A 16,159-nucleotide genomic window follows, 5' to 3' on the forward strand; every position below is an offset into this window, starting at 1 on the left:
GCGGCCAGAACCCGGCACGGGCAAAATCTTGACCTTTGAGTCAGAAAAATATTGACCTCAAGGTCAGCCCTTGCTTAGAGTCCGCCCAACAACAATAAAACCATTACGAGGCCTTCCCCGTGATCCAGTTTCTCGTCAACCAGGAGCTGCGCAACGAGCACGCCCTGGACCCGAACATGACGGTGCTGCAGTACCTGCGCGAGCACCTGGGCAAACCCGGCACCAAGGAAGGCTGCGCCAGCGGCGACTGCGGCGCCTGCACCGTGGTCGTGGGCGAACTGACCCCGGATGACCTGGGCCAGCCGACGCTGCGTTATCGCAGCCTCAACTCCTGCCTGACGTTCGTTTCCTCCTTGCACGGCAAGCAACTGATCAGTGTCGAGGGCCTCAAGCACCAGGGCGAGCTGCACAGCGTGCAGAAGGCCATGGCCGACTGCCACGGCTCGCAGTGCGGCTTCTGCACTCCAGGCTTCGTCATGTCGCTGTTCGCCCTGCAGAAGAACAGCAGCGGCCACGACCTGCACCAGGCACAGGAAGCCCTGGCCGGCAACCTGTGCCGCTGCACCGGCTACCGGCCGATACTCGACGCCGCCGAGCAGAGTTGCGCCCGCCCCTGCCAGGACCAGTTCGACGCCCAGAAGGCGCAGACCATCGCCCGTCTCCAGGCCATCGCCCCGCAGCAGACTGGCGAGCTCAACAGTGGTGACAAGCGCTGCCTGGTCCCGCTGACCGTCGCCGACCTGGCCGACCTGTACAGCTCGCACCCCGAGGCACGCCTGCTCGCAGGCGGCACCGACCTGGCACTGGAAGTCACCCAGTTCCACAAGACCCTGCCGGTGATGATCTATGTCGGCCATGTCGCCGAGCTCAAGCGCATCGACAAGACCAGCAGCCACCTGGAAATCGGCGCCGCCACCCCGCTCACCGACTGCTATGGCGCGCTGAACGAGGAATACCCCGACTTCGGCGCCCTGCTGCACCGCTTCGCTTCGCTGCAGATCCGCAACCAGGGCACCCTGGGCGGCAACATCGGCAACGCCTCGCCGATCGGCGACTCGCCACCCCTGCTGATCGCCCTCAACGCACAGATCGTCCTGCGCCAGGGCGATCGCCAGCGCACCCTGGCGCTGGAAGACTATTTCATCGACTACCGCATCACTGCCCGCCAGGACAGCGAGTTCATCGAGAAGATCCTGGTGCCACGCGCCAGCAGCGAGTGGACGTTCCGCGCCTACAAGGTGTCCAAGCGACTGGACGATGACATTTCTGCGGTATGCGCAGCGTTCAACCTGAACATCGAGAACGGCGTGGTCGGCGGCGTGCGCATCGCCTTCGGTGGCATGGCAGCGATTCCCAAGCGTGCCCGTGCCTGCGAGGCGGCACTGCTTGGCAAGCCCTGGAACCAGGCGAGCATCGAGCGCGCCTGCCAGGCACTGGCCGAAGACTTCAGCCCCCTGACGGATTTTCGCGCCAGCAAGGAATACCGCCTGCTGACCGCGCAGAATCTGCTGCGCAAATACTTCATCGAACAGCAATCGCCGTACATCGAGACCCGGGTGACCGCTTATGTCTAACCATCACGCCGTCAAGAGCCAGGCCGAGATGGCCGAACTGTTCAGCCAGGACCTGACCAGCGGGGTCGGTCGCAGCGTCAAGCACGACAGCGCCGACAAGCACGTGTCAGGTGAAGCGGTGTACATCGACGACCGCCTGGAATTCCCCAACCAGTTGCACGTCTATGCGCGCACCGCCGACCGTGCTCACGCGCGCATCCTACGCATCGACACGACTCCCTGCTATCAGTTCGAAGGCGTGCGCATCGCCATCACTCACGAGGACATCCCTGGGCTCAAGGATATCGGCCCGGTGGTCGCGGGCGATCCGCTGCTGGCCATCGACAAGGTCGAGTTCTTCGGCCAGCCGGTGCTCGCCGTCGCCGCCCGCGACCTGGACACCGCTCGCCGCGCCGCCTTGGCGGCCATCGTCGAATACGAAGACCTGGAACCGGTGCTCGATGTGGTCGAGGCCTTGCGCAAGAAACATTTCGTGCTCGACAGCCACACCCACCAGCGCGGCGACTCGGCCAAGGCCCTGGCCAGTGCCCCGCATCGCCTGCAAGGCACCCTGCACATCGGCGGCCAGGAGCACTTCTACCTGGAAACCCAGATTTCTTCGGTAATGCCCACCGAAGACGGCGGCATGATCGTCTACTGCTCGACGCAGAACCCCACCGAGGTGCAGAAGCTTGTCGCCGAGGTGCTCGACGTGCCGATGAACAAGGTGGTGCTGGACATGCGCCGCATGGGCGGCGGTTTTGGTGGCAAGGAAACCCAGGCCGCCAGCCCCGCTTGCCTGTGCGCGGTGATCGCGCGCCTCACTGGGCAGCCGACCAAGATGCGCCTGCCGCGGGTCGAGGACATGACCATGACCGGCAAGCGTCACCCGTTCTACGTCGAATATGACGTCGGCTTCGATGATGAAGGCCGCCTGCACGGCATTGAATTCGACCTGGCCGGCAACTGCGGTTATTCGCCGGACCTGTCCGGCTCGATCGTCGACCGCGCCATGTTCCACTCCGACAACGCCTACTACCTGGGCGACGCCACGGTGAACGGCCACCGCTGCAAGACCAATACCGCGTCGAACACCGCCTACCGCGGCTTCGGCGGCCCGCAGGGGATGGTCGCCATCGAGCAGGTGATGGACCACATCGCCCGCCACCTGGCGCTCGACCCACTGGCGGTGCGCAAGGCCAACTACTACGGCAAGACCGAACGCAACGTCACCCACTACTACCAGACCGTCGAGCACAACCTGCTCGAGGAAATGACCGCCGACCTGGAAGCCAGCAGCGACTATGCCGAGCGGCGCAAGTCGATCCGCCAGTTCAACGAACACAGCCCGGTGCTGAAGAAGGGCCTGGCTCTGACCCCGGTGAAGTTCGGCATCTCGTTCACGGCCACCTTCCTCAACCAGGCGGGCGCCTTGATCCACATCTATACCGACGGCAGCATCCACCTCAACCACGGCGGCACCGAGATGGGCCAGGGCTTGAATACCAAGGTCGCCCAGGTGGTGGCGCAGGTGTTCCAGGTCGATTTCAACCGCATCCAGATCACTGCCACCAACACCGACAAAGTGCCCAACACCTCGCCAACGGCGGCGTCCAGCGGTGCCGACCTGAATGGCAAGGCGGCGCAGAACGCGGCCGAAATCCTCAAGAAACGCCTGACCGAGTTCGCCGCCCGGCACTACCAGGTCACCGAGGAAGATGTCGAGTTCCGCAACGGCCATGTACGCGTGCGCGACCAGTTGCTGAGCTTCGAGCAACTGGTGCAACAGGCCTACTTCGCCCAGGTGTCGCTGTCGAGCACGGGCTTCTACCGCACGCCGAAGATCTTCTACGACCGCAGCCAGGCGCGCGGCCGACCGTTCTACTACTTCGCCTTTGGCGCCGCCTGCGTCGAAGTGATCGTCGACACTCTGACCGGCGAGTACAAGATGCTGCGCGCCGACATCCTGCACGACGTCGGCGACTCGCTGAACCCGGCGATCGACATCGGTCAGGTCGAGGGTGGCTTCATCCAGGGCATGGGCTGGCTGACCACCGAGGAACTGGTGTGGAACGCCAAGGGCAAGCTGATGACCAACGGCCCGGCGAGCTACAAGATCCCGGCGGTGGCCGACATGCCCCTGGACCTGCGCGTGAAGCTGGTGGAGAACCGCAAGAACCCCGAGGACACGGTGTTCCACTCCAAGGCAGTGGGCGAGCCGCCGTTCATGCTCGGTATCGCCGCCTGGTGCGCGATCAAGGATGCGGTGGCGAGCCTCGCCGACTATCGCGTGCAGCCGCACATCGACGCCCCGGCGACACCCGAGCGGGTGCTGTGGGGGTGCGAGCAGATGCGCAAGGCAGCGGCGCAACAGCAGCCGACCGAACAAGAACTGGAAACCGTCACCCACTGACAGCGAGGGATTCCCTGGGAGCGGGCTTGCCCGCGAATGTGAAGATGGCCTTACCGCCCTCTTCGCGGGCAAGCCCGCTCCTACAGGGCCCTCAGCATGGTTTAGAGAGGCTACATCATGCACCAATGGATCAATGCCCTCGCCGACCACCAGTCCCGCGGCGAACCCTGCATCCTGGTGACCATCATCGAGGAGCGCGGCTCGACGCCACGCAACGCTGGCTCGAAGATGGTGGTCAGCGCCAGCAACCTGTTCGACACCATCGGTGGCGGGCACCTGGAGTTCAAGGCCCTGCACATCGCCCGGCAGATGCTTGCCGAGCAGCGCAGCACACCGCATCTGGAGCGCTTCAGCCTGGGCGCGAGCCTGGGCCAGTGCTGTGGCGGCGTCACGGTGCTGTTGTTCGAACCCATGGCGCCGGTGCAGGCGCAGATCGCGGTGTTCGGCGCGGGCCATGTCGGCCGGGCTCTGGTACCCTTGCTCGCCGCATTGCCCTGCCGGGTGCGCTGGATCGATTCGCGCGAGCAGGAGTTCCCGCCGCTTATCCCCCACGGGGTGACCAAGGTGGTCAGCGAGGAGCCGGTCGACGAAGTGGCCGAACTGCCGCCGGGCAGTTACTGCATCGTCATGACCCACAATCACCAGCTCGACCTGGAACTGACCGCCGCCATCCTCAAGCGCAACGACTTCACCTGGTTCGGCCTGATCGGCTCGAAGACCAAACGGGTCAAGTTCGAACACCGCCTGCGCGAGCGCGGCTACGACGATGCCGTGCTGGCACACATGCGCTGCCCCATGGGCCTGCCGGAGGTCAAGGGCAAGCTGCCCATCGAGATCGCGGTGTCCATCGCCGGCGAAATCATCGCCACCTACAACGCCTGCTTCGGCCAGCATGACGCTGGCGCCAATGCAGGCCCCATTGCCCAGTTGCTGCCGCCCTCCCGGCGCAGCCAAGCCATTTGACGAGCGCTTTATGACTGCAACCCGCAAAGCCTACCGTGCCGCCATCCTGCACAGCATCGCCGACCCTGCCGAGGTCGGCCTGGAGGCCTCCCACGAATACTACGAAGACGGCCTGTTGGTGGTCGACGAAGGCCGCATCAGCGCCCTGGGGCACGCCAGCGACCTGCTGCCGACCCTCGACGCCGGTATCGAGGTGGTGCACTACCAGGATGCCCTGATCACCCCGGGCTTCATCGACACCCATATCCATTTCCCGCAGACCGGCATGATTGGCTCCTACGGCGAGCAACTGCTGGACTGGCTGAACACCTACACCTTCCCTTGCGAAAAGCAGTTCGCCGACAAGGCCCATGCCGACAAGGTGGCGAAGATCTTCCTGCAGGAACTGCTGCGCAATGGCACCACCACCGCGCTGGTGTTCGGCAGCGTGCACCCGGAGTCGGTCAACGCCCTGTTCGAGGAGGCCGAGCGCCTGGACCTGCGCCTGATCGCCGGCAAGGTGATGATGGACCGCAATGCCCCTGACTACCTGACCGACACCGCCGAGTCGAGCTACAGCGAGAGCAAGGCGCTGATCCAGCGCTGGCATGGCAAGGCTCGCCTGCACTATGCGGTGACGCCGCGCTTCGCGCCCACCAGCACGCCCGAGCAATTGGCCATGGCCGGGCAACTGCTCAAGGAGCATCCGGGCGTGTACCTGCACACCCACCTGTCGGAGAACCTCAAGGAGATCGACTGGGTCAAGGAACTGTTCCCCGAGCGCAAGGGCTACCTGGACGTCTACGACCATTTCGAACTGCTGGGCGAGCGCTCGGTGTTCGCCCACGGCGTGCACCTGTGCGACGAGGAATGCCAGCGCCTGGCCGAAACCGGCTCGGCCGTGGCCTTCTGTCCGACGTCCAACCTGTTCCTGGGCAGTGGTCTGTTCAACCTGCCCCAGGCCGAGCGTTTCAAGGTCAATGTCGGGCTTGGCACCGACGTAGGCGCCGGAACCAGCTTCTCGCTGCTCAACACGCTGAACGAGGCGTACAAGGTGATGCAACTGCAGGGGGCGCGCCTGCACCCGTACAAGTCGCTGTACCTGGCAACCCTCGGCGGCGCCCGCGCCCTGCGCCTGGACGACCGCATCGGCAGCCTGCGCGCCGGCAACGATGCCGATTTCGTGGTGCTCGACTACAAGGCCACGCCGCTGCTGGACTACCGCATCCAGCAATCCAACAGCATCGAGGAGACCTTGTTCGTGCTGACCACCCTGGGCGATGACCGTACCGTGCGCGAGACCTTCGCCGCGGGGCGCTCGGTACATCGGCGCTGATACACAAAGGGCCGCTGCGCGGCCCATCGCTGGACGAGCCCGCTGCCACAGAGAAAGCACCAGTCCCGAGGGGTGTGCTGTACCTGAACTGCCGCAAAGGTTGGATTCATGTCCAACTTGGCAGCAGTCCAACCTGTGGGAGCGGGCTGGTCCCGCGATGGGCTGCGCAGCAGCCCTCGGTCATTCATTCAGGCAAACGATCAACCCTTGGCGGCAGCCTTGGGTTTTTTCAGCAGGTGCGAGAACACCGCATGCAGGTCGTCGGACGCGCTGTCTTCGTCAAGGTTGAGCTTGCTGTCGATATGATCCATGTGATGCATCATCAGGCTCACCGCCTGCTCGGCATCACGCGCCTCGATGGCGTCGATCAGCTGCATGTGCTCGTCGTACGAGCAATGCGAGCGATTGCCGCTTTCGTACTGGGCGATGATCAACGACGTTTGCGACACCAGGCTGCGCTGGAAGCTGACCAGCGGTGCATTGCCGGCCGCCTCGGCCAGCTTGAGGTGGAACTCGCCGGAAAGACGGATGCCGGCGCCACGATCGCCACGCGAGAAGCTGTCGCGCTCATCACGGACCATCTGGCGCAGTTCGTTGAGTTGCTCGCCGGTGGCGTGCTGCACCGCAAGCTCGGTGATGGCGCGCTCGACCATGCGCCGGGAGAAGAACACCTGGCGCGCCTCCTCCACCGTAGGGCTGGCCACGACCGCACCACGATTGGGTCGCAGGAGCACCACGCTTTCATGGGCCAGACGCGACAGGGCGCGGCGAATGATGGTGCGGCTGACGCCGAAGATTTCGCCCAGCGCTTCCTCACTCAACTTGGTGCCCGGCGCCAGGCGCTGTTCGAGAATGGCCTCGAAAATGTGCGCATAGACGATGTCGTCCTGGGTACCGCTGCGGCCGGCCTTGGCTGTGCGCGCAGGTTTCTTCAGAGGTTGCAGCTGTTCGTTCATGGGCACTCGAGCACAAGGGATCGGCCAGTGGAACCTCGACTGTAATACCTGTCAGAGGGTGGCTGGCAAGTCCTGGGGTGAAAAAAGGGATCAAGGTATCTGCGCATTGTACACAGGCTGAGCCGTTTCTGCAGGTGGCCAATTCCCATATAGCTGCGCTGACGCAGATTGTGCGCACAAAAGATAAAACATTATTTGCATTCTTTGTACACAAAAGCATAATCCACCGAGCAACTTCCTGACCCAAAAGTCAACAAAGCCGTCAGGCGTCTGCCACCCCCTCGCGGAGCCGCCAAGTGCATGCGCAGGACCAAGGCTCCAGAACAACAAGAAAGACTTGAGGAGTACTCGCTGTGGAAAGCCGCAAATCCGAAGCCCCAACGCTGGATCTCGCTGCGTCGCCCCGACCGGGATGGCTGGAGCGGATCTTCAAACTCCGGCACCACGGCACGACCGTCAGGACCGAAATGATCGCCGGGATGACCACCTTCATCACCATGGCCTACATCATCTTCGTCAACCCCAACATCATGGCCGACGCCGGTATCGATCACGGTGCCGCCTTCGTCGCCACCTGCATCGCCGCCGCCCTGGGCTGCCTGCTGATGGGCTTGTACGCCAACTGGCCGGTGGGCCTGGCACCGGGCATGGGGCTCAACGCCTTCTTCACCTACACCGTGGTCGGCACCATGGGCTACACCTGGGAGGCCGCGCTGGGCGCCGTGTTCGTCTCGGGCGTGCTGTTCATGCTGCTGACCCTGTCGCGGGTGCGCGAGTGGCTGCTCAACAGCATTCCGGTGAGCCTGCGCCATGCCATGGGTGCCGGGGTCGGGCTGTTCCTCGGGCTGATCGGCCTGAAGACCGCCGGCATCATCGTCGACAGCCCGGCGACGCTGATCAAGCTCGGTTCGCTGCATGAGCCCGGACCGCTGCTGGCGGCCGTGTGTTTCCTGATGATCGCGGTGCTGAGCTACCACCGGGTGTTCGGCGCCATTCTCATCAGCATCATCGCCGTGACCCTGGCCGGCTGGGGCCTGGGCCTGGTGCAGTATGGCGGGGTGTTCTCGCTGCCACCGAGCCTGGCACCGACCTGGATGGCCATGGACGTGGCCGGTGTCTTCAACGTCAGCATGATCAGCGTGGTGCTGGCCTTCCTGTTCGTGCACATGTTCGACACCGCCGGCACCTTGATGGGCGTGGCGCAGCGGGCGAACCTGGTGGCCCCGGACGGTCGGATCGAGAACCTGTCGCGTGCCCTTAAAGCCGACAGTGCCTCCAGCGTGTTCGGCGCCGCAGTGGGTGTACCGCCGGTGACCAGCTACGTGGAAAGTGCCGCCGGGGTCGCCGCGGGCGGGCGCACCGGCCTGACGGCGGTGGTGGTCGGCCTGCTGTTCGTCGCGGCGATGTTCTTCGCCCCGCTGGCCGGGATGATCCCCGCCTACGCCACGGCCGGCGCGCTGATCTACGTGGCGATGCTGATGATGGGCAGCATGGCGCACATCAACTGGGACGAGGCGACCGACAGCATCCCGGCGATCGTCACCGCGATCATGATGCCGTTGACCTTTTCGGTGGCCGACGGCATCGCCCTGGGCTTCATCAGCTACGTCGTGCTCAAGGCCGGGACCGGCAAGTACAAGGAAATTTCCGCAAGCCTGTGGGTGCTGTGCGTGATCTTCATCGCCAAGTTCGTGTTCCTCTGAAACGTCGCCGGGCCCGCAACGGGCCCGGCCCACCCCAGCCGTCAGGAATTTTTCGGAAACCCAATTGGTCGCCGCACCCCTGGATGGATTAAAGTATCACCCCCTGCCCGGCAACCGCCCTCCCCCAAGCGCCCGGCCCATTTCCAGGAACCGCCGACGATGGAACACCGTGAAGCGCTGATCGCGCTGCGCACCTTTCTCTCCTCCCAGATCCTTGGCCAGGAGAAGCTGGTCGAGCGCCTGCTGATCGTCCTGCTCGCCGACGGGCATATGCTGGTCGAGGGTGCACCGGGCCTGGCCAAGACCAAGGCCATCAAGGAGTTGGCCGAGGGTATCGAGGCGCAGTTCCACCGTATCCAGTTCACCCCCGACCTGCTGCCGGCCGATATTACCGGCACCGAGATCTATCGTCCGGAAACCGGCAGCTTCGTGTTCCAGCAAGGGCCGATCTTCCACAACCTGGTCCTGGCAGACGAGATCAACCGCGCCCCGGCCAAGGTGCAATCGGCACTGCTCGAGGCCATGGCCGAGCGCCAGGTCAGCGTGGGCCGCAGCACCTACGAGCTGTCGCCGCTGTTCCTGGTCATGGCCACGCAGAACCCGATCGAGCAGGAAGGCACCTACCCGCTGCCCGAAGCGCAACTCGACCGTTTCCTCATGCACGTGAAAATCGGCTTCCCCGACGCTGCCGTCGAACGTCGTATCCTCCAGCAGGCCCGTGGCGAGGCGCTGGGCGGCGAGGTCAAGCCGGAGCGCCAGGTCAGCCAGCAGGCGATCTTCGCCGCACGCAAGGAAATCCTCGGCCTGTACATGGCCGATGCCGTGGAGGAATACCTGGTGCAACTGGTCATGGCCACGCGCACCCCGGCCAAGTTCGACAGCGAACTGGCCGACTGGATCGCCTACGGCGCCAGCCCCCGTGGCTCGATCGCCCTGGACCGCTGCGCACGTGCCCATGCCTGGCTGGCCGGGCGCGACTTCGTCAGCCCGGAAGACATCCAGGCCGTGCTGTTCGACGTGCTGCGCCACCGCGTCATCCTGTCGTTCGAAGCCGAAGCTGCGGGCATCGACCAGGACCGTGTGGTACAGCGTATCCTCGACGTCGTCGCCGTCGCCTGACCCCCATGCCCGCCACGCACCTCGCCGAACCCGGCATCCGCATCGGCCTGGCCGAGCTGATCGACATGCGCCACCGCGTACGCGAGATCCAGCTGTTCTCCCGGCCCGGCCAGCGCAGCCCGCTGGTGGGCCTGCACCACTCCAAGCTGCGCGGACGCGGGGTCGACTTCGACCAGGTGCGCGTGTACCAGGCCGGCGACGATGTGCGCAACATCGACTGGCGTGTCACCGCTCGCACGCAGGAACCTCACACCAAGCTGTTCCATGAAGAGCGTGAGCGGCCGATCTTCATCATGGTCGAGCAGAGCCAGCGCCTGTTCTTCGGCTCGGGCCTGATGTTCAAGTCGGTGCTCGCGGCCCAGGCGGCGGCGTTGTTCGGTTGGGCGGCGCTGGGCCATAACGACCGCATCGGCGGCCTGGTGTTCGGCGACAACGAACACCACGAGATCAAGCCCCGGCGCAGCAAGCAGAGCCTGCTGCAACTGCTCAACCGCCTGGCCAAGGTCAACCAGTCGCTGCACACCGAAGCGCTGTCCCAATCCGACAGCCTGGGCCTGGCCTTGCGCCGTGCGCGCGAAGTGCTGCGCCCCGGCAGCCTGGCTATCGTCATCTGCGACGAACGCGCACTCACCCCAGCCGTCGAACAGCACCTGGCAATGCTCTCACGCCACTGCGACGTGCTGCTGATGCCGGTCTCCGACCCTCTCGACCACGCCCTGCCCGCCGCTGGCCTGCTACGCTTCGCTCAACGCGGCGCGCACCTGGAGCTCGACACCCTGGACGCCAACCTGCGCCAGCTCTATCGCCACCAGGCCGAAGCACGTATCGAACGCTGGGAACTGCTGGCGCAGAAAATGCGCGTGGTGCTGATGCCGTTGAGCACCCAGAGCGAAATGATCGAGCAGTTGCGCGAGTACCTCAATCAGCGTCCGGGAAGCGGCCAATGAACCCGCTCGACCAACTGCAACCCCTGATCGCCCCGCCGGCCATCGGCCTGTGGCCACCGGCGCCGGGCTGGTGGCTGTTGCTGGCCCTGCTGCCGCTGCTCGGCTGGGGGCTGTGGCGCCTGCGCCGCTGGCGGCCAGGCCGACGCCAGGCGCCGCCCGCCGAACAGCCGCTGGACCCGATCCGCGTCGAAGCCCTGGCCGAACTCGCCCGCTTGCCGCGCCCCTACGACGGTGCACCGGCGGGTGCCTGGCTGCAGCAGATCAATGCCCTGCTCAAACGCCTGTGCCGCAATCACTACCCTGGCGCCAACAGCCACACGCTCAACGGTCGCCAGTGGCTGGCGTTTCTCGACAACCGCTGTCCAGCCGCCGGCCTGACCCGCTGGATGGTACTGGTCGAAGGCGCCTACAAGCCCGAGTGCAAGCTCGACGACAAGGCCATCGCCGGGCTCGCCCAGGCGGTCGAGACCTGGATTCGCAAACATGTTTGACCTGGCCTGGCCGTGGATCTTCGCCCTGCTGCCGCTGCCCTGGCTGATGCGCCTGCTGCTGCCTGCCGCCGACAGCGGCGAGCCGGTGCTCAAGGTGGGCTTTCTCGATGAACTTGAAGGCCTTGCCGGGCGCCGCGCCCGCCTCAACCTGCCAACCTGGCGCCAGCAGGCGCCGTTCGTGGTGATCTGGCTGCTTCTGCTGCTGGCAGCCGCCCGGCCGCAGTGGTTGGGCGACCCGGTACCGATCGCGGCCAGTGGCCGCGACCTACTGGTAGCGGTGGACGTGTCGGGCTCGATGGACTTCCCCGACATGCAATGGAAAGGCGACGAAATCAGTCGCCTCGACCTGGTCAAGGCGCTGCTCGGTGACTTTCTCCAGGACCGTGAAGGCGACCGGGTCGGGCTGATCCTGTTCGGCAGCGAGGCCTACCTGCAAGCCCCGTTGACCTTCGACCGACGCACCGTGCGTACCTTCCTCGACGAAGCGCAGATCGGCATCGCCGGCAAGAACACCGCCATCGGCGATGCCATCGGCCTTGCGGTCAAGCGCCTGCGTCAGCGCCCGGCACAGAGCCGGGTGCTGGTGCTGGTGACCGATGGCGCCAACAACGGCGGGCTGATACATCCCCTGACGGCCGCGCGCCTGGCGGCCCAGGAAGGCGTACGCATCTACACCATCGGCATCGGCGCCAACCCCGACGCCAGTGGTACTCCAGGCCTGCTCGGCCTGAATCCGAGCCTGGACCTGGACGAAGCCTCGCTCAAGGAAATCGCCGAGCTCACCCATGGCGCCTATTTCCGCGCCCATGACGGCGCCGAGCTGAACAGCATCGGTGACACCCTCGATCAGCTCGAACCAGTAGCCCAGCAACCCACCCAGGCGCGCACCGCCAGGGAGCTGTATGCCTGGCCGCTGGCCCTGGCGCTGCTGCTCAGCGTCCTGTTGGTGATCGCCGTGCAGTGGCCTGACAATCTGCTGCAACGCGCGCTGCGTCGACCACGCTTTCTGCAGCCCCACCCCGAATGGCGCCAGCGCCTCAAGCGCCTGCGCCTGAGGAGGCGGCGATGATCGAACTCTGGCCACAATGGCTGCGCCCACTCTGGCTGCTGGTGGTGCCCCTGCTCGGCTGGCTGCTGTTCAAGCTCTGGCATCGGCGCAAACGTGCCGGACGCTGGCAGATGATCCTGCCGCCGCAGTTCCATGCAGTGTTGCTCGGGGGCGGCAATGGCAGCACCAGCAAGCTGCCGTGGATCGCCCTGGGCCTGGCCTGGCTGCTGGTGCTCCTGGCCCTGCTCGGGCCCAGCTGGCAGCGCCTGGAAGAAACCCGCCAACGCCCTGCCGACCCGCTGGTGATCCTGCTCGAACTGACCCCGCAGATGCTCGCCGAAGACAGCCCGCCCAACCGTCTGGAACAGGCCCGACGCAAGGTGCTCGACCTGCTCGAACACCGTCGCGACAGCCAGACCGCATTGATCGTCTATGCCGGCAGCGCGCACACCCTGGTGCCACTGTCGGATGACCTGGGCACCACACGCAACCTGCTCGAGGCCGTCGACCCCTCGATCATGCCGCAGCCCGGCCACCGCGCCGACCTGGCAGTGCAAAAGGGCCTGGCATTGCTCGCTCAGAGCGGCCTGGGGCAAGGCCGCGTGCTGCTGATCGGGAGTTCGCTCAGCCAGCAGGAGCGCCAGGGTATCGTCCAGGCCCTGGGTCGCCAGGGCCCCTCTTTGTTGATGCTCGGTGTCGGCACCGCCGAGGGCGCGCCCGTGCGCCAGGCCAGTGGCGAGTACCTCAAGGATGACCAGGGCGCCATCCTCGTCCCACGCCTGGACAGCGCCGAACTCAAGCGCTTCGTCGCCGGCACGGGCGGACGCTACCGGCATGCCCGTATCGACGATCTCGACCTGCGCGGTCTGGGCCTGTTCGACTCCCCCCGCGCCCTGCGCAACGACGGCCAGACCCTGCAACTGGACAGCTGGGCCGACCAGGGCTACTGGCTATTGCTGCCCCTGTTGCTGCTGGCCGCCTGCGCCGGTCGTCGCGGCTGGCTGTTCTGCCTGCCACTGCTGCTGGCCCTGCCCCAACCGAGCCAGGCGTTCGAATTCCAGGACCTCTGGCGTCGCCCCGACCAACAGGGCCAGCACCTGCTGCAACACCAGCGCCCGGCCGAAGCCGCCCAGCGCTTCGAGGATCCGCAGTGGCGCGGCATGGCGCTGTACCAGGCGGGCGACTACACTGGCGCCGCCCAGGCCTTCGCCCAGGGCAACAGCGCCGCGGCCCACTACAATCGAGGCAACGCCCTGGCCCGCGCCGGCGAACTGGATGCCGCTCTGGATGCCTACGAGCAGGCACTGGAGCGCCAGCCCGACCTGCAACCGGCGCTGGACAACCAGGCACTGGTGCAACAACTGCTGCAACAACGCGAGGGCCGCGCCGAGCAAAAACCGGACACCAGCGACGCACAACCGACGCCGAGCCGCGACACCGACGGCAACAGCAGCTCGGCCTCCAGCAGTGCCCAGGGCACGCCCGGCAACGACGAACAGAGCCCAGCGCAGGACGGCGGCGACAGCACCAGCAACAGCAACAACCAGGCGTCGTCCGGCAACCAGGGCGGCGATGATGACAGCCTCACCCAGCCGCCGCAGCGGCCCACCTCTACCAGCCTCGACGCCGAACAGCGCCAGGCCCTGGAGCAGTGGTTGCGGGAGATCCCCGACAACCCGGCGCAGTTGCTGCGACGCAAATTCTGGTACGAACAGCAATTGCATCAGGAACCCCAACGATGAGTCGCCTCGGCGTCTTCTTGCTCAGCCTGCTCTGGCTCACCCTGGCCCAGGCCCAACCGGCGCTGCAGGCGAGTGTCGATCGCACCCGCGTGGAAGCCGGCGAAACCCTGGAGCTCACGCTGGAAAGCCAGGATGTCACCCAGTTCGGCAAACCTGACCTGCGCGCCCTGGAGGGCGACTTCGAAGTGCGCGGCACCCGCCAGCTCAACAGCCTGCACACCCTCGATGGCGAAACCCGTGCCAGCACCCGCTGGATCGTCACCCTGCTGCCACGGCGCAGCGGCAGCCTGCAGATCCCGGAGTTGCAACTGGGGCAGTCGCGCAGCCAGGCCATCGAATTGCAAGTGGTACAACCCGACCCCAATCGCCCGGACAGCGCCTCGCAGGTGTTCATCGAGGCGACCCTCGACAGCTCCGAGGTCTACGTCCAGGCCCAGGCCGTACTGACCCTGCGCATCTACCATTCGGTGTCGCTGTACGACGACAGCAACCTCAGCCCGCTGCGCCTTGAGAACGCCAAGGTCGAGCCGCTGGGCGAGTCGCGCACCTACGAGAAAGAAATCAACGGCGTGCGCCATGGCGTGATCGAAACCCGCTACGCGCTTTATCCGCAACAGAGCGGCGTACTGCAAGTGCCTCCCCTGACCTTCACCGCCACCGCTGCCGACAGCACTGAACCGCCTGCCGGCGGGGCACGCAGCGGGCGCCAGGTGCAGGTCAGCTCGCTGCCGCTTGACCTGCAGGTCAAGGCCATCCCTGCGACCTGGCCTGCTGGTGTGACCTGGCTCCCGGCCCGCAGCCTCAGCCTGGAAGAACGTTGGAACCCCGACCCGAACCAGCAGCCGACGCAGATTGGTGATTCCCTGACGCGCAGCATCACCCTGCGCGCTGAGGGGCTGTCCAGCACGCAGTTGCCACCGCTGCCAGCTACCGAGGTCACTGGCCTGCGCCGCTACCCGGACCAACCCCTGCTGCGCAACGAGATCAACGAACGCGGCATGACCGCCAATCGTGAGGAGCGCGAAGCGCTGGTGCCGATCCACAGTGGCAACCTGATGCTGCCTGCGCTGGAGGTCACCTGGTGGAACACCCTCGAAGACCATCTGGAGCACAGTAGCCTGCCGGCGCGAAGCATCAAGGTCGACGATAACCCGGCGTTGAGCGCCGACACGCCGGTGGGGGATGTCAGCAGCGGATCTGCGCTGCTCTGGCCGTGGCAACTGGCAACGATGATATTGGCGCTGACCACGCTGCTGGGCTTTGCCCTCTGGTGGCGGGCGCGTTCGCAACCGGCGGTATTGCGCGCATCGCAGAGTGGGCCCAGCCCGCGTACGCTGCTCGACGATCTCAAGCGCGCGACCCTCGCCAACGATCCCCAGGCCACGCGCCAGGCGCTGGATGCCTGGGCGCGGCAGCAACCCGAGACCCTGGCGGAGATGGCGGCGCGCTTCGTGCCCTTGTCCAATGCCCTGGATGGGCTCAATGGCGCGCTCTACAGCGAGGCGGGGCAGCATTGGCAGGGGGATGAGTTGTGGCGGGCGATCGGAGATATTCCTTCGGCTCAGCAGGGGTTGCCTGTGGGTGGGGATGGTGGGGGTTTGCCGCCGCTTTATCCCAAGTGATTTTTCACAGTGTTCGCATGTGATTGCGTGAGGGCTGACAGGTGCTCGCCGATAGATTTTTGGTGCCCTTGAGATCGAGCGCCGCCCGCGCGGCGCTTCGCGGGCAAGCCCGCTCCTACAGTTTGTTTCGGGCCAATGAATCCTGTGGCATTTTCGCGCGACCCCTTTGGCGCACGGCGCGGTACCGAGTCGTACACACCAGGCGTAGCGCGCCTGTGGCACAGGCATAACTGGCCCGAAACAAACTGTAGGGGCGGCGGTTCGGCGCTCCGACTTGCCCGCGAAGC

12 protein-coding genes are annotated in these 16,159 nt (G+C 65.6%); 11 read left to right on the forward strand and 1 reads right to left on the reverse strand.

The window, feature by feature from the left end:
• Positions 1-119 precede the first annotated feature (119 nt).
• The 4 genes from xdhA to guaD all read left to right on the forward strand — a co-directional run bounded on the left by xdhA (position 120) and on the right by guaD (position 6,244).
• Positions 120-1,574 carry a xanthine dehydrogenase small subunit gene (gene xdhA, locus F6X62_RS10105; RefSeq protein ID WP_153773402.1) on the forward strand — a complete coding sequence of 485 codons (1,455 nt, stop codon included), beginning with the start codon at positions 120-122 and terminating at the stop codon, positions 1,572-1,574.
• Entirely contained in the window at positions 1,567-3,966 is a 2,400-nt protein-coding gene (gene xdhB / locus F6X62_RS10110; protein WP_153773403.1) for a xanthine dehydrogenase molybdopterin binding subunit, read from the forward strand. The genes xdhA and xdhB overlap by 8 nt, the downstream gene beginning before the upstream one ends.
• A gap of 117 nt (positions 3,967-4,083) precedes the next feature.
• Positions 4,084-4,929, forward strand: coding sequence for a xanthine dehydrogenase accessory protein XdhC (gene xdhC / locus F6X62_RS10115; protein ID WP_153773404.1), 846 nt, complete (start codon positions 4,084-4,086; stop codon positions 4,927-4,929).
• 10 nt (positions 4,930-4,939) lie between these two features.
• Positions 4,940-6,244 (forward strand): guanine deaminase, encoded by a 1,305-nt coding sequence (gene guaD / locus F6X62_RS10120; RefSeq protein ID WP_153773405.1) that lies wholly within the window; start codon positions 4,940-4,942, stop codon positions 6,242-6,244.
• Positions 6,245-6,444: 200 nt separating this feature from the next.
• Here the strand turns inward: guaD and F6X62_RS10125 are convergent, their stop codons facing one another.
• The gene (locus F6X62_RS10125) at positions 6,445-7,200 is read right to left on the reverse strand and encodes a GntR family transcriptional regulator (RefSeq protein WP_151924144.1); all 756 of its coding nucleotides are present in this window, start codon (positions 7,198-7,200) and stop codon (positions 6,445-6,447) included.
• A gap of 467 nt (positions 7,201-7,667) precedes the next feature.
• Here F6X62_RS10125 and F6X62_RS10130 point away from each other — a divergent pair, with 467 nt between their 5' ends.
• From F6X62_RS10130 to F6X62_RS10160, 7 genes are all read left to right on the forward strand, one after another.
• Positions 7,668-8,903 carry an NCS2 family permease gene (locus F6X62_RS10130; protein ID WP_371105597.1) on the forward strand — a complete coding sequence of 412 codons (1,236 nt, stop codon included), beginning with the start codon at positions 7,668-7,670 and terminating at the stop codon, positions 8,901-8,903.
• Positions 8,904-9,062: 159 nt separating this feature from the next.
• The gene (locus F6X62_RS10135) at positions 9,063-10,022 is read left to right on the forward strand and encodes a MoxR family ATPase (protein WP_054893623.1); all 960 of its coding nucleotides are present in this window, start codon (positions 9,063-9,065) and stop codon (positions 10,020-10,022) included.
• A 5-nt stretch (positions 10,023-10,027) separates the two neighbouring features.
• On the forward strand, positions 10,028-10,969 hold the full coding sequence (locus F6X62_RS10140) for a DUF58 domain-containing protein (protein WP_063543919.1): 942 nt from the start codon (positions 10,028-10,030) through the stop codon (positions 10,967-10,969).
• A complete protein-coding gene (locus tag F6X62_RS10145) occupies positions 10,966-11,460 on the forward strand; it encodes a DUF4381 domain-containing protein (protein ID WP_063543917.1) in 495 nt (164 codons plus the stop codon). Before F6X62_RS10140 ends, F6X62_RS10145 begins: the two co-directional genes overlap by 4 nt.
• Positions 11,453-12,529, forward strand: a complete 1,077-nt coding sequence (locus F6X62_RS10150; protein WP_054893620.1) for a VWA domain-containing protein — start codon at positions 11,453-11,455, stop codon at positions 12,527-12,529. Before F6X62_RS10145 ends, F6X62_RS10150 begins: the two co-directional genes overlap by 8 nt.
• On the forward strand, positions 12,526-14,250 hold the full coding sequence (locus F6X62_RS10155) for a tetratricopeptide repeat protein (protein ID WP_153773406.1): 1,725 nt from the start codon (positions 12,526-12,528) through the stop codon (positions 14,248-14,250). Before F6X62_RS10150 ends, F6X62_RS10155 begins: the two co-directional genes overlap by 4 nt.
• A complete protein-coding gene (locus F6X62_RS10160) occupies positions 14,247-15,872 on the forward strand; it encodes a BatD family protein (protein ID WP_153773407.1) in 1,626 nt (541 codons plus the stop codon). The genes F6X62_RS10155 and F6X62_RS10160 overlap by 4 nt, the downstream gene beginning before the upstream one ends.
• Positions 15,873-16,159 lie beyond the last annotated feature (287 nt).

Origin of the sequence: Pseudomonas sp. MNR3A, from assembly GCF_009650575.1 — a bacterium.
GTDB classification, from domain to species: Bacteria; Pseudomonadota; Gammaproteobacteria; order Pseudomonadales; family Pseudomonadaceae; genus Aquipseudomonas; species Aquipseudomonas machongensis.